Origin of the sequence: Spirosoma fluviale, from assembly GCF_900230225.1 — a bacterium.
GTDB classification, from domain to species: Bacteria; Bacteroidota; Bacteroidia; order Cytophagales; family Spirosomataceae; genus Spirosoma; species Spirosoma fluviale.
Genome location: NZ_OCNH01000005.1, coordinates 127,917 through 142,181 on the forward strand (window position 1 = coordinate 127,917; position 14,265 = coordinate 142,181).

Consider the following 14,265-nt stretch of genomic DNA (forward strand, 5'->3'; position numbering starts at 1 on the left):
TCAGACTAATTTATTGCCCGCTCCAGATCCTGAATCAAATCTTCCACATCCTCAATACCCACACTGAGCCGGATAAGGATGTCTTTGAGGCCGTTTTTGATTCGCTCTTCTTTCGGAATGCTGGCGTGCGTCATGCTGGCGGGGTGCGTACACAACGATTCAACGCCACCCAACGATTCGCCCAGCGAAAACACTTCGAAGCTCTCCATAACCCGAACGGCTTCGGGCATCGAATCGCCTTTCAATTCAAATGATAACATACCGCCAAAGCCACGCATCTGCTTCTTCGCCAGCTCATGGCCGATGTGCGAAGGCAGGCCGGGGTAATAGACCTGGCTCACTTTAGGGTGCTGCTGCAAATATTCGGCTACTTTCTGTGCGTTCTCGCAATGGCGCTGCATCCGGACGTGCAGCGTTTTGATGCCGCGTAGTACCAGAAAACAATCCTGCGGGCCAGGTACCGCGCCACAGGCATTTTGAATGAATGCCAGTCGCTGGGCGGTTTCGTCGTCGTTCAGGACGATAGCACCCATGACGGTATCTGAGTGGCCACCGAGGTATTTCGTCACCGAGTGCATGACAATGTCGGCCCCTAAATCGAGCGGATTTTGCAGATAGGGCGAAGCAAAGGTGTTATCGACGACTAGCTGAATACCGTGTTGCTTGGTAATGGCCGCTACAGCCGTTATATCCACTAAACGAAGTAGGGGGTTGGTTGGCGTTTCGATCCAAACCATCTTTGTGGCGGGCGTAATGGCCGCTTCCAGCTTCGAGGCATCCGATAAATCGACAAAGTTGAACTTCAGCCCGAATTCCTGAAAAACACGTACCATAATGCGGTAAGTGCCGCCGTAGAGGTCATTACTGGCAATGATTTCGTCGCCGGGTTTGAACAGTTTCAGGATTGCGTCTGTTGCGCCCAGACCCGATGAGTAGCAAATGCCATATTTCCCGTTTTCGAGGGCAGCGAGGTTATTTTGCAGGACTGTTCGGGTTGGGTTTTGCGTGCGGGCGTATTCGTAGCCTTTATGCTTACCCGGCGACTCCTGGACGTAGGTCGATGTTTGATAAATGGGCGTCATAATCGCGCCCGTTGTGGGGTCCGGCTCAATACCGGCATGGATGGCTTTGGTTCCGAATTTCATAATCAAATGTAACGAAGATTGTAACGCAGAGCGGTACGTCGCCCGACAACTAAAACCAGAACGGCCCTTAACCCGTTTGATACAGTGTGAAGTTATCTATTCCAAAATCCGTTACCGGTCCGGCCCTTCTGGGAGTTCTATTGTCGGTAACGCCCATCGTCTTTACCTCGCTATTGACCTACTTTTCGGTAGTTCACGAAGCCACCATTGCGAACTTTACCACCTGGGAGTGGGCACTTATCACACTTGTCTGTTCCATAACATCGGCCGGGCTTACCCCGCCCACCATGCTGGCGCTTATTTTTGGGTATTTTCTAGGCTGGGGTGCTGTGCTCCCTATTTTCATCATCAATTTCGGCGGTATCCTCTTTATAAACATGCTGGTTCACTGGCTCGACCACGACCGATTTATCGCTTTTTTGAAGCGTAATCCCAAAGCTCAGTCGGTACTGGATCGAATCCTGAATAATGAACTGGAAGTTATTTTCTTCGCCAAACTATCGCCCATTCTGCCCTTTGGCCTGACAAATTTGCTTTTCGCTTTATCGGGAGCGAAGCTGAGAAATATTTTGCTGGGTGGTTTTTTGGGGATGACCCCCCGAACGCTGATCGCTATCTGGTCGGGCCACGAAGCCCGGGAAATAAAAGCGTTGCTTGAGAATCCCAACCAGAGCTCCTGGACCCAAATTATTATCGTTGTCCTGATTCTGGTTTCCATTGCCGGGCTCTGGCAAGTTATCCAACGGTCCCTGAGTACTACCAACGACCGTCGACCTGTCGATCCCCCCGCCGGGCCTTAATAGTTCAGTACCTAACTTACGCTAATTTCTCTCCCGTCATTTCGATCAATCGATTGTGCCCCGTTTTTAACACCGTTAGCTCGTAGTGTGGAAGTTGGTCTGTTAAGGGAAGAATGTACGAGCCGGGAATAATCCGATCAAAAGCACCGGTAAAAAAACGAACCTGCACCGAATGCTCCCTGAGTGTTTTGGCAATAGCATTCAGATTCGGGCGGATCAACCGAAATTGCGTCCAGCTCCGGTATACCAGCGCTCGTTGTTCCGGGGTTGCCAGTGAAATTTCGGCAAAGCGCATAATGGTCTTATTCAAAAAGCCGAGCCGTGTCAATAGATGGCCGAACGTGCTTAGCATAGATAGATGGTGCATTACGTAGCGAAATAACGCACGTCCTACCACAGAACTCGTTGCCAGTAGATACCAGCCATTACGAGTAATACCATCAGGAGCAATCAGGATTAATTGATCGAGTCGGTTTGCGAAGGCCTCTGCGGTTACAAGGGCAAATCGTCCGCCCAGGCTAAAGCCCATCAGAGAAAATCGATCGATAGCGTGTGCCTGCAAAAACTGCCCGATCAACTGGCACCAGACGGCTTTGGTTAGCAATTGGTGGCCGAGGTAATGACTATTTCCGTGAAAGAATAAATCGATGGCGAAAATGGTAAATTGCCCCTGTGTAGAGTTTTCCAGCGTCTTGAAAACATGACTGCTTTGTCCGAAACCATGAAACGCCAGTAGAATAACAGGCCCATTACCAAATTTCTGGTAAGTAATGCGGCTATCCTGAAACGTAAACTGTTGACTATCGGCAGTTTCAAACATATTGACAAAATTACGTACGAAGTTGATAATCCTGCTTAACTCTCTTATTCGATTACACGATGAAGATATTCACTGATCTGGCCCGCTTTTCAGCCCATGCCGGGCACTCCTTGGGCGAAACCGACTACCTCACAATTACCCAGGAAATGGTAAATCTGTTTGCTGAGGCTACCGGCGATCATCAGTGGATTCATACGAACCCGGCACGAGCTGAGCAGGAATCGCCGTTCAAAGCACCCATTGCGCATGGGTTTCTGACGCTTTCACTGGCACCAAAATTTATGGCCCAACTCTACCGGATCGATTCTGTCAGGATGGGCATTAATTACGGGGCTAATAAAATCCGGTTTACAAATGTTGTGCCGGTAGGTAGTCGTTTACGAATGAGAGCAACTCTTAAAACGGTGGAACCACAGGATAAAGGGCTTCGTGTAACTATGGAATGCACGTTTGAACTGGAACATTCGCCCAAGCCAGCTTGTGTTGCCGAACTGATCACCTTACTCTTCGAATAAGTAAACAGTATGCATGCATACTATTGTATCTTTTTTACTTACTTTTACGTTACTCTCAACAATCAACAATACTAAACCACACAATTCAGATGGCATCAGCAACGCTGGAGTTACAGGGGTTGAATTTTAATTTATCCGAAGAGCATCTTGCCGTGCAGGAGGCTGCTCGCGATTTTGCCCAAACCGAGCTATTACCCGGCATTGTCGAGCGTGATAACGAAGCCCGTTTTCCGGCCGAGCAGGTTAAGCGCATGGGCGAATTAGGTTTTATGGGCATGATGGTGTCGCCCGACTACGGTGGGGGTGGTATGGACACAGTTTCTTATGTACTGGCTATGGAAGAAATTTCCAAGGTCGATGCCTCGGCTTCGGTCGTCATGTCAGTTAATAATTCGCTGGTTTGTTATGGCCTCGAAGCATTTGGAACCGAAGAACAAAAGCAGAAGTACCTGACCCGGCTGGCATCGGGCGAAACCCTGGGTGCTTTTTGCCTGTCGGAACCTGAAGCGGGCTCCGATGCGACTTCGCAAGCCACCAGCGCTGAAGATAAAGGAGATTATTATTTAGTTAACGGTACCAAGAACTGGATCACCAACGGGGGTTCGTCCGGAATATGTCTGGTGATTGCACAAACTGACCGTGAGAAAAAACACCGGGGTATCAACTGTCTCATCATTGAGAAGGGAACGCCCGGTTTTGTTGTTGGTAAGAAAGAAGATAAAATGGGTATTCGTGCCTCCGACACGCACTCGCTGCTGTTTACAGATGTGCAGGTACCCAAGGAGAACCGGATTGGTGAAGACGGATTTGGTTTTAAATTCGCCATGTCGACGCTTAACGGCGGTCGTATCGGTATTGCTGCCCAAGCCTTGGGTATTGCCGCTGGTGCTTACGAACTGGCCTTGAAATATAGCCAGGAACGGAAAGCATTCGGAAAGCAAATATTTGACCATCAGGCTATTCAGTTTAAATTGGCCGAAATGGTGACCAAAATTGAAGCGGCCCGGTTATTGGTATACAAAGCCGCCCGTCTTAAAGATGAACACAAGGATTACGTACAGGCTGCTGCAATGGCCAAATTATTCGCATCGGATGTCGCGATGTGGGCGACAACAGAGGCTGTACAGATTCATGGTGGATACGGATATGTGAAAGAATTTCACGTGGAGCGCATGATGCGGGATGCTAAAATCACCCAGATATATGAAGGTACATCTGAAATACAAAAACTTGTGATAGCCCGCGAACTCATTCGCTAGCCCATTTCTTGGTAAAATAGAATTTTTCTAAAGGTGTAGTGCGTGTTCGATGCGAATACGCACTATTTTTTTTATTATTTGGAAACTTTTATACTTGTATTAGTTTTGTACAAATTATTAGTTTTGTGCAACTTTACGCACGAATACAATCTAGGAGACGAACCTTTCAGCTATGGAAGACTACAATAAAATTATCGAATCACTGGGCGTGAAGTTTATTAAGGCCCGCAACATTCGGATTCTACAGCCTATCACCATCAAAAATTTTTACGATGTTGAGAATACGCTACTCATTCTTTTCAATGGAGATGTTTCAATTGGAGACGAAAAGATAAAAGTGGATGTAGGGGATATGCTGTTCATTCCGGGTGGCAAACACGTTACCGTAACGTACGGCGACCCCACAAACCCCAAAATCGTTTCGAATGAGGAGTTCATGACGCATCGGGAATCGTATTGGGAAGGAAACCACGACCCCAAGCTAATCGGGCATCTGCCTAATTCCTTTGGCTATGTGTCCTTCGAAGCGAAGGTGTTCGACTCGGTTAACTTCTTCAACTCACTCGACGTACCCCCCTTCATTATCAAGCGGGAAGAACATCTGGCCACAACCATCGATCAGATTCTGGCCGAAGAGATGACCGATTTGGCGGGTAAGGGGCGGATTATTAAGATCAAAACCGAAGAAATCGTTATTGAGGTTGTTCGCTACATTCTGAAAAACCACCTCTTTGTTGAGCAACTGGTTACCAACAGCACCTACTTCAAAGACCCACGACTGATCGACATCTTCGCGTACATCAAGGAAAATCTGGGTGGCGACCTGTCGAACAAAGTGCTAGCAAACGTAGCCAACGTATCGGAAGATTACGTTGGGCAGTATTTTAAAATGCTAACAGGTATCAATCCGCAGGATTATATTGAGTACCAGCGCATGGAAGCGGCCGTTGGCTTGCTACGGACGAGCAAAAAGAGCATCCGGGCCATCGGTGCCGAAGTGGGCTATAAAGACACCGCCTACTTCTGCCGACGCTTCAAAATGATGTTCGGTATTCCGGCCGGTAAAATGCGCCGTCGAGAATCGTTGATGAATGTGTAGTTAAGTTTTAACGTGATTAAGTAATAAATGGTAAGTGGCTGGCGCAAAAGATATAGCGCCAGCCACTTACTATTTCTTACTGCATCGTTATCTCAATCGGCAGTGTATAAAACACCGGTACAGCTTTACCCCCTACCTGACCGGGCTGCCAGCGCGGCATCTTCTCAATAGCAGCAATAATGTTTGTTATGTAAGCCTGTACCCCTCTCAACGTTTTTTTGTCGAGGGGTTTCATCGTAATGCGCACATCCTGAACGTAACCGATGTCATTGATAATAAATTTGGCTGCTATCGGTCCGGTGTCGTAATGTTTCCGCACCATAGATCCCGGCACTTTTATTGTTTCGGCCAGGTAACGGCTTAACGCTGTATACCCGCCGGGAAATTCTGGTTGTACTTCGGCAACGGTATACACTTTTTGAGTCGCTGATTGGGCAGCACTCTGGTGACTTAGTAGGGAACACAAGGTGACAATTACCCCAACCAGTAGGGTTCGTATAAAGTATTTCATGGATTTAGGCTTGAACAACGGATTGGTTAAACTCGCGCACTACAGTGGCTAATTGAGGTAATAAGTCCGGATCCTGCTCCACCCCATTACCTACAACAATCAGATCGGCACCGGCTTTCAGTGCTTCGTAGGCTTTTTCGCCGGACGTTATCCCCCCACCCACAATAATTGGGACATTAACGGCTTTGCGAACCGCAGCAATCATAGCGGTTGAGACCGGTTTGCGTGCTCCACTTCCGGCGTCGAGATACATTAACTGTAGTCCAAGCATTTCGCCTGCCAGAGCGGTACAGGCGGCTACGTCGGGTTTATCGTACGGCAACGGCATTGTACCGCTAATGTAGGATACGGTCGTTTGAGTGCCACTGTCGACTACCATGTAGCCCGTGGGTAAAATTTCCAGTCCACTTTTCTTCAGCAAAGGAGCGGCTATAACATGCTGTCCAATCAAAAAGTCCGGATTTCGCCCGGAAATAAGCGACAGAAGAAGGATGGCATCTGCCGATGGTTCGATATGCAACGGGTTGCCGGGAAAGAGAATAACGGGCGTGTTGGCGTGTCGGCGAATTGTTGCAATTACCTCTTTATGCGAATAATCAGTAACCAGGCTACCACCTACCAGGAAAAAATCGACAGGATAATCAGCCGTGCGATTCAATAGGGTAGAAAACGCGTCTTGCTCGACCTTATCAGGGTCGAGCAAGACGGCAAATGCTTTGCGGCCAGACAGCTTATAATCCCGGAGTATAGTCAACAGGCTCTGTTGAGGCCTGTTTGTGGTATTGGGTTGGTTGGGCAGTTGGATTGATGGCATTATTTGTACGTATGCGGGCTAAAAATCCAGTCAACTGCTCGCGGGCTATGTTGGTCAGAACAGATGTTAGAAGACCACCAATCAACCCACTGGCTGCGGCTGACTTTTGAACTTTGTTGGCCTGCTGCTTTATGGCTTTATGCGCTGGCGCTTTAGGATGAGGGTAGTCGCTATCCTCGTCGTCGCTTTCATCATAGTCATAATCCTCGTCGTCTGGTTCACCATATTTTTCGGCGTACCGATACTCGTCGGATTTGGGCAGAATGGCATTTACAACCAAATATACAGCTAAAGCGGCACCTGCTACAAACGCAGCCGTTTTGCCTACTTCCGTTGCATCTCCTTTAATAGCACCGACGCTATCGGTAATTGATGTTTTAAACTGCTCAGTGGCAGCCATTAGCTGGGCTCGGCGCGCAGTTGTATCGGCAAAAGGTACTTTAGGGTCTTCCATTGCAAATAAGTAAGGATTCGAGTAAAAGGAATCAATAAGTACTAGATTCTTGGTTAGTTATCACTACGCTAACGTAACTCACGGGTTTGCACTGTTGCTCATTGACGATCGCGTTTGGGCCATCAACTGCTCAACGGCATCTGATTTTTCTTCAAGCTTTTTTTCCTGACTCTTCTTAAGTGCGCTATAAGCAGCTTCCCGGATTTTCGATTTAAAGAAATCTTTTGCCGCAATCCAAATTACACTTAAAAGCAGAAAAAAGGCAGCTACGATTAGAAAACCCAGATACTTACTATTTGTTACTTCGTTTAGATAAGCTGCCAGCAGACTGAATAAAAAGATGACCGTCATTGTGCCGAGCAACGCCAACACAATGCTATGAACAGCAACAACAACACCCTCTTCAATTTTTCCCCGACTCTCCAGGGTGAATAGCTCAATACGGGCTTCCAGATAGCGGAATATATTTTCCCGAATTTCTTCCAGGCGTTCAAGCATGATTTCGATTAATTAAATTTTCTTCTGACCTATTTACTCGAAAGTGATTAATTTGTTTAAAATTATAAGGAAAAAAAAGCTCCGGTACCTGGTAGGTACCGGAGCTTTTTTTTCCTTACGAAAAAATAATGCTCTCTTCTTTATTGGTTGTACATAAAAGAGAAAAGATGCCTTTATTTCGACTGGCGCAACTTAGCCTCAATTGTCTGTTGGGTGTGTGGTACAGCCCGAAGCCGCTCTTTAGGAATAAGCTTACCTGTATCCTTACAAATACCGTAAGTTCCGTTCTTGATCCGCACCATAGCCGCATCCAATTGCTGAATAAACTTCTGGAGCCGGGCCGCAAGCTGACTTAGGTTTTCACGCTCACTGGTATCAGCGCCGTCTTCAAGCAGTTTTGAATTGCCAGATGTATTGTCTGTACCGCTGTCGTTGCGTTTGCTAAGCGTCTCTTTTATGTAGTTCAGCTCACTACGAGTAGCATCGAGTTTCTGACCGATCAGCTCCTCAAACTCTTTTAAATCTTCTTCTGAATAACGCTTTTTCTCGTCCTGAACCATATCAAGTACTACGTTAAATGGTGCGTACCTTATTTTGGCCACAAAATTAATGTTTATTAACCATTATTTCAATCTACTAGTTAGCTATTGCTTATTTTTTTAGAAAAATCATCGAATGGACAATTCCTATTTTAACAGATTAAAATTTGGAACTTGTGAATAATAGTGATAAATACGTTTTAAAAGACCTAAAAATCAAGAATGTTCCTATGGTTTATTGTTATTATATTAATCTTAGGAAAAATAGACTTTTCGCAATGTGACCGTTGATTTATTAAGTTTGCGGGACACTTCACCAACAAATTTGTTTCATACAAAGAAGTTAAAGTAAAGACATGGGATATATTGAACCAGCTCCAATAAAAGACAAGGAAAATCCGCTTGAGTCAATGATGTCGCGTTTCGATGCCGCTGCCAAATTGGTGGGCATATCGGACGAAATGTATGATATATTGAAAGTGCCGGCCCGGCAGGTGATTGTAGGGCTACCCGTTACCATGGATAATGGGTCTATTAAGGTTTTTGAAGGTTATCGGGTCATTCACTCCAATATTTTGGGACCAGCCAAGGGAGGTATTCGGCTCGATCCGGGTGTTCACCTCGATGAAGTCCGCGCTCTGGCTGCCTGGATGACCTGGAAGTGCGCCGTCGTTGATATTCCCTACGGCGGAGCCAAGGGCGGAATCGCCTGTAACCCCCGCGAAATGTCGGCCGGTGAAATCGAACGGCTTATTCGGCAATACACCGTTGCGATGCTCGATGTGATTGGGCCCGACCGCGATATTCCGGCTCCCGATATGGGCACCGGTCCCCGCGAAATGGCCTGGATTGTCGATGAATACTCGAAAGCAAAAGGTATGACCGTCAACAACGTTGTAACGGGGAAACCACTCGTTTTGGGCGGGTCGCTGGGCCGTACCGAAGCAACGGGTCGGGGCGTTACCGTGGCGGCTCTGGCGGCTATGGACAAAATGCGCATGAATCCTTACCGGGCTACGGCCGCTATTCAGGGATTTGGAAACGTGGGCTCCTTTGCGGCTGAACTACTGCACGAACGGGGTGTTACGGTAGTGGCCGTAAGCGATATTTCGGGTGGCTATTACAACAAGAGCGGTATTGACATCACGGCGGCTGTAGAGTATCGCAATAAAAATAAAGGAACGCTGGAAGGATTTGGCGGGGCCGAGAAGATTTCGAACGAAGAGTTGCTGTCGCTGGCGGTAGATGTACTGGTTCCGGCGGCTAAAGAAGACGTCATTACGGAAGATAATGCAGCCTCCATTCAGGCCAAGATGATCGTGGAAGGTGCTAACGGCCCAACCTCAGCCAGCGCCGATGAAATTATCAACAGCAAAGGTATTCTGGTCGTGCCCGATATTCTGGCCAATGCTGGTGGCGTTACGGTTTCTTACTTCGAATGGGTGCAAAATCGCATTGGTTATAAATGGACCCTCGACCGGATCAATCGCCGGGCCGACCGGGTTATGAAAGACGCCTTCGATCGGGTATTTGATACGTCGCAACGCTATCAGGTACCGCTGCGGCTGGCCGCTTACGTTGTCGCTATAGACAAAGTGTCAAGCACCTACAAGTTCCGTGGAGGATATTGATTTGCCATAAAAAATATGATGTATACTGTATGATGTCTATTTTTGCTCATACTTGATGCATTAGCAACACATCATACCACACGGGCGATCCCGATCATTCATTATACATTTTATTATGCGCTTACACCGCGAAGGCAAAACCATAATGATTACGACAGGGCTGGTGCTACTGGCCCTGAACCTGCTTGCTTATTTTTATTTGTTCTCCGATAATTCAACAGCCATTGTCTTATTGGCCGTAATAAGTCTGATTCTGTTTTTGCTGGTTGTACAGTTCTTTCGTATTCCAACACGCCTACTAACAACCGGCGAAACGCAGATAATTGCTCCGGCTGATGGAAAGGTGGTTGTTATTGAGGAAACCGTTGAAAGTGAATACTTTAACGATAGACGTCGGCAAGTGTCGATTTTCATGTCGCCACTAAACGTACACGTCAATCGGAATCCGATTACAGGTGTTGTAAAGTATTTTAAGTATTTCCCTGGGAAGTATTTAGTGGCCTGGCACCCGAAATCAAGTACGGAAAACGAACGCACTACGGTGGTTGTTCAGGCCGCAAGCGGGACAGAGATTTTGTTCAGGCAAATTGCCGGTGCAGTAGCCCGACGGATCATCTGGTACGTAAAAGAAGGACAGCCCGTTAAACAGGGCGATGAGTTCGGCTTTATTAAATTTGGCTCCCGGGTAGATCTGTTTCTCCCATTAGATGCCGAAATCAAAGTAAACATTGGCGATGTAACCAAGGGTGGTGTTACAGTAATTGCTGAGTTGCCGGAAAAAGAATAAACAAAGGTTAACAAGAATGCGGCCTTAGAAGTAGACAGGCCATCTACTTCTAAGGCCGCATTCTTGTTTTGTGCTTATTTTTAGAAATAGTTGTAATTTATGACCCTAAAACCTTCTCTGTTATGGACGTCGATTACATTATTATTGGGGCCGGCTCGGCTGGTTGCGTATTAGCCAATCGGCTCTCAGCCGATCCGACAAATTCAGTTCTGTTGCTGGAAGCGGGTGGCCCTGATACGAAAATGGAGATTCAGATTCCGGCGGCTTACACCAAATTACATGGATCGACCGTTGACTGGGGATTCTGGACCGAACCGCAACAAGCCCTCAACGGACGGCGAATGTATCAGCCTCGCGGGAAAACACTGGGCGGCTGCTCATCGACTAATGCAATGGCTTACGTACGCGGCAACCGACTCGACTACGACGACTGGGCTTCGTTTGGTAATCCGGGGTGGGGGTACAACGACGTGTTGCCTTACTTTATCCGGTCAGAGCATAATGAGCAATTCGCTCAGCTCGACTCGCGCTACCACGGTAAGGACGGGCCGTTGAATGTTACGTTTGCTACCCGGTTTCAAACACCGCTTGCCGGCGCTTTTGTCAATGCCTGTATGCAATCGGGCATTCGGAAAAATGATGATTATAACGGAGCCGACCAGGGAGGCACGGGTTTGTTTCAATTCACGATCAAGGACGGTCGACGACATAGTGCCGCAACGGCCTTTTTAAAGCCCGCCCTGACCCGTCCCAATCTTAAAGTCATTACCCACGCGCATACAAAGCAGATTCTGATTGAGCAGGATCGGGCAACCGGGGTCGAGTTTATAATTGGTAAGAACCAGACCCAGCACGCCAGAGCACGAAAGGAAGTTATTTTATCGGCAGGCTCATTTCAGTCACCTCAATTGTTGATGCTATCCGGTATTGGACCTGCCGATGTGCTGCAGTCGGCGGGGGTGTCCGTCAAGAAAGAGCTGCCCGGTGTGGGGCAAAACTTGCAGGATCATCTTTTCTCGGGGGTTAGCAGTTTGTGCTCGCAACGGGGTATTTCGGCTAATTTTCACCTCAAGCCTTTGAACCAGCTGAAAGGACTGGCTCAGTTCCTGATCAGTAAAAAAGGGCCAATGACCATAAGCCCGCTCGAAGCTGTTGCCTTCTACCAAACCGATCTGCTGAGCATCGCCGATGCCGATGCGGGCCGCATCGACATGCAGCTTCACTTTGCCCCGGTTCATTTTGATACTGGCGATAAGACGGACTTCTATGATCTGTCAACTTACCCCGTAACGGATGGCTATACCGTTCTGCCAACCTTACTCAAGCCCAGAAGCCGGGGCTATGTTGGACTGCGTTCCAATAACCCACTCGATGCTCCCCTTATTCAGCCGAATTACCTGACCGACGAACAAGATAGGCAGGTGTTGCTGAGCGGTCTTCGAAAAACGATTGACGTGATGCAAGCCGACGCCTTCGGTCCCTACAGCCGGGGTATTAATGTACCAGCGGTCCATGCATCGGACGATGATCTGTGGCAACATATACTTAGTATATTGGAAACGGTTTACCATCCGGTTGGCACTTGTAAAATGGGACCCTCGTCCGATGAACTGGCCGTTGTGGATGCAGATTTGCGGGTGAGGGGTATTGACGGGCTACGGGTAGTCGATGCTTCCATCATACCGACGATCGTGTCGGGCAATACCAACGCACCGGTTATTATGATTGCCGAAAAAGCTGCCGATCTGATTTTGGGGAAGACTTTCCAGCATAATGAACACCAGTATGAAAGCACTCGGTAAAAGAGCTAAAGGCATTTGACGCCTATACCTCAAAAACTTTCCGCAGAATATCGTCCAGGTACTCCCTTGAATTTGCCAGACGGGGCACTTTGTGCTGACCGCCTACTTTGCCACGCTGTTTCATCCAGGCGTAGAACGTACCCGGTGGCACTATGTGGATACGGGGCCGTTTGAGCACCATATCGTTATACCGTTTAGCGTCGTAGTCGGAATTGATCCGGCGAAGGGTGTCGTCGAGAATTTGATTGAACCGCTGCTGGTCGTTTGGCTCCTGCGAAAATTCGATGACCCACTCGTGGCATCCATTGGCACCGTTGCTCATGTAGCTCGGTCCGGCGGTATAATCGGTGATGACTGCTCCCGTAGCTTCACAGGCCTGGGTAATGGCCGTTTCGGCGTTTTCAACGATTACTTCTTCGCCAAAGGCGTTGATGAAATGCTTGGTCCGGCCGCTGACCTTTAACCGATGCGGATAGAGCGAGGTAAATCGGACGGTGTCGCCCACTTTGTAGCGCCAAAGGCCGCCATTGGTGGAAACGACGAGCGCGTAATTTTTATCCAGCTCTACTTCTTCGATGGTCAACGCTTTAGGAAATGGCTGGTCGGCTTCGTGAATGGGCACAAACTCATAGAAAATACCGTAATCGAGCATGAGCAGCATTTCGCCCACACGCGAAAGGTCGTCCTGAATGGCAAAAAAACCTTCCGACGCATTGTAAACTTCCTGATACCGGACGCTTTTGGAAGGGAAAACGTGTTGCTGAAACAGCTCGCGGTACGGTTGGAAATTAACGGCCCCGTGCATCATCACCTCAAAGTTGGGCCATACTTCCAGAATGTTCGATTTACCCGTTCGGGTCAGGATTCGATCGATGAGCACCATGCCCCAGGTGGGCGTTCCCAACATGCTGGTCACGTTTTCCTGCGACGTAATGTCGACCATGCGTTCCAGTTTGGCTTCCCATTCGTCCATCAGGGCGACCTGGAGGGAAGGCGTGCGGATATACTGTGCCCAGCTGGGCAGATTTTTCATGACTACAGCCGACACATCGCCAGCCGCACTGTTATTTCCGTACGGATTCTGATGAAGACTGCCACCAATGGATAACCCTTTGCCTTCAAACGCCCGGCTATCGGGGTTGTTGGCAATGTACAGGGCCATCATATCCTTGCCCCCTTTGAAGTGACTCTCATCCAGCGACTCGGTCGTGACCGGAATGAATTTGCTCCGTGCGTTGGTCGTTCCGGACGACTTGGAAAACCAGCGTACGGGCGATGGCCAGAGAACTTTATTCTCCCCTTTCAGCACCCGTTCGATGTAAGGAAACAGGTCTTCGTAACTTGAGACCGGCACCTGTTTCTGAAAATCCTGAATGGTTTGAATGGATTTGTACGCGTGTTTTTTGCCCCAATCCGTCCGACGACCGGCCCGAATCAGTTGATTAAAGACTTTTTGCTGCACCACTCCGGGGTTTTGCTTCATAGCCTCAATGCGCGGCAGTCGCCGTTGAAGGAGCCATTTGAGCGTGGTATTTAGAAAAGTCATGGGGCTAAAATAACATAAACTAACCATATAGAAGAGGTTAGTGAT

The 14,265-nt window shown here is 48.1% G+C and carries 15 protein-coding genes; 7 read left to right on the forward strand and 8 right to left on the reverse strand.

Annotation, left to right across the window (positions count from 1 at the left end; all coding sequences use genetic code 11):
• Nucleotides 1–5: 5 nt before the first annotated feature.
• Nucleotides 6–1,145 carry a cystathionine gamma-synthase gene (locus tag CRO74_RS23635; protein ID WP_097129548.1) on the reverse strand — a complete coding sequence of 380 codons (1,140 nt, stop codon included), beginning with the start codon at nt 1,143–1,145 and terminating at the stop codon, nt 6–8.
• An 86-nt stretch (nt 1,146–1,231) separates the two neighbouring features.
• Between CRO74_RS23635 and CRO74_RS23640 the strand changes: the two genes are divergently transcribed.
• Entirely contained in the window at nt 1,232–1,945 is a 714-nt protein-coding gene (locus CRO74_RS23640; RefSeq protein WP_097129549.1) for a TVP38/TMEM64 family protein, read from the forward strand.
• A 16-nt stretch (nt 1,946–1,961) separates the two neighbouring features.
• On the opposite strand, the gene CRO74_RS23645 is transcribed toward CRO74_RS23640, so the two are convergent.
• Entirely contained in the window at nt 1,962–2,765 is an 804-nt protein-coding gene (locus CRO74_RS23645; RefSeq protein ID WP_097129551.1) for an alpha/beta fold hydrolase, read from the reverse strand.
• 59 nt (nt 2,766–2,824) lie between these two features.
• Here CRO74_RS23645 and CRO74_RS23650 point away from each other — a divergent pair, with 59 nt between their 5' ends.
• The 3 genes from CRO74_RS23650 (at nt 2,825) to CRO74_RS23660 (ending at nt 5,638) form a co-directional block, all read left to right on the forward strand.
• Entirely contained in the window at nt 2,825–3,280 is a 456-nt protein-coding gene (locus CRO74_RS23650) for a MaoC family dehydratase (RefSeq protein ID WP_097129553.1), read from the forward strand.
• 89 nt (nt 3,281–3,369) lie between these two features.
• Entirely contained in the window at nt 3,370–4,539 is a 1,170-nt protein-coding gene (locus tag CRO74_RS23655) for an acyl-CoA dehydrogenase (RefSeq protein WP_097129555.1), read from the forward strand.
• Nucleotides 4,540–4,711: 172 nt separating this feature from the next.
• On the forward strand, nt 4,712–5,638 hold the full coding sequence (locus CRO74_RS23660; protein WP_046578520.1) for an AraC family transcriptional regulator: 927 nt from the start codon (nt 4,712–4,714) through the stop codon (nt 5,636–5,638).
• A 76-nt stretch (nt 5,639–5,714) separates the two neighbouring features.
• On the opposite strand, the gene CRO74_RS23665 is transcribed toward CRO74_RS23660, so the two are convergent.
• From CRO74_RS23665 to CRO74_RS23685, 5 genes are all read right to left on the reverse strand, one after another.
• Nucleotides 5,715–6,149, reverse strand: coding sequence for an energy transducer TonB (locus CRO74_RS23665; RefSeq protein ID WP_097129557.1), 435 nt, complete (start codon nt 6,147–6,149; stop codon nt 5,715–5,717).
• Nucleotides 6,150–6,153: 4 nt separating this feature from the next.
• The gene (locus tag CRO74_RS23670; RefSeq protein ID WP_245877966.1) at nt 6,154–6,963 is read right to left on the reverse strand and encodes a phosphoglycerol geranylgeranyltransferase; all 810 of its coding nucleotides are present in this window, start codon (nt 6,961–6,963) and stop codon (nt 6,154–6,156) included.
• Nucleotides 6,881–7,417 carry a hypothetical protein gene (locus CRO74_RS23675; RefSeq protein ID WP_097129560.1) on the reverse strand — a complete coding sequence of 179 codons (537 nt, stop codon included), beginning with the start codon at nt 7,415–7,417 and terminating at the stop codon, nt 6,881–6,883. Before CRO74_RS23675 ends, CRO74_RS23670 begins: the two co-directional genes overlap by 83 nt.
• A gap of 78 nt (nt 7,418–7,495) precedes the next feature.
• Entirely contained in the window at nt 7,496–7,915 is a 420-nt protein-coding gene (locus CRO74_RS23680; protein ID WP_097129562.1) for a phage holin family protein, read from the reverse strand.
• Nucleotides 7,916–8,088: 173 nt separating this feature from the next.
• On the reverse strand, nt 8,089–8,475 hold the full coding sequence (locus CRO74_RS23685; protein ID WP_097129970.1) for a TraR/DksA family transcriptional regulator: 387 nt from the start codon (nt 8,473–8,475) through the stop codon (nt 8,089–8,091).
• A 335-nt stretch (nt 8,476–8,810) separates the two neighbouring features.
• Between CRO74_RS23685 and CRO74_RS23690 the strand changes: the two genes are divergently transcribed.
• The 3 genes from CRO74_RS23690 (at nt 8,811) to CRO74_RS23700 (ending at nt 12,674) form a co-directional block, all read left to right on the forward strand.
• On the forward strand, nt 8,811–10,085 hold the full coding sequence (locus CRO74_RS23690) for a Glu/Leu/Phe/Val family dehydrogenase (protein WP_179830286.1): 1,275 nt from the start codon (nt 8,811–8,813) through the stop codon (nt 10,083–10,085).
• A 115-nt stretch (nt 10,086–10,200) separates the two neighbouring features.
• Nucleotides 10,201–10,872 (forward strand): phosphatidylserine decarboxylase family protein, encoded by a 672-nt coding sequence (locus tag CRO74_RS23695; RefSeq protein WP_097129566.1) that lies wholly within the window; start codon nt 10,201–10,203, stop codon nt 10,870–10,872.
• Nucleotides 10,873–10,994: 122 nt separating this feature from the next.
• Entirely contained in the window at nt 10,995–12,674 is a 1,680-nt protein-coding gene (locus CRO74_RS23700; protein ID WP_097129567.1) for a GMC family oxidoreductase, read from the forward strand.
• Nucleotides 12,675–12,696: 22 nt separating this feature from the next.
• Here CRO74_RS23700 and CRO74_RS23705 read toward each other — a convergent pair whose 3' ends face one another.
• Entirely contained in the window at nt 12,697–14,220 is a 1,524-nt protein-coding gene (locus tag CRO74_RS23705; RefSeq protein WP_097129973.1) for a GH3 auxin-responsive promoter family protein, read from the reverse strand.
• Between the last annotated feature and the right edge of the window lie 45 nt (nt 14,221–14,265).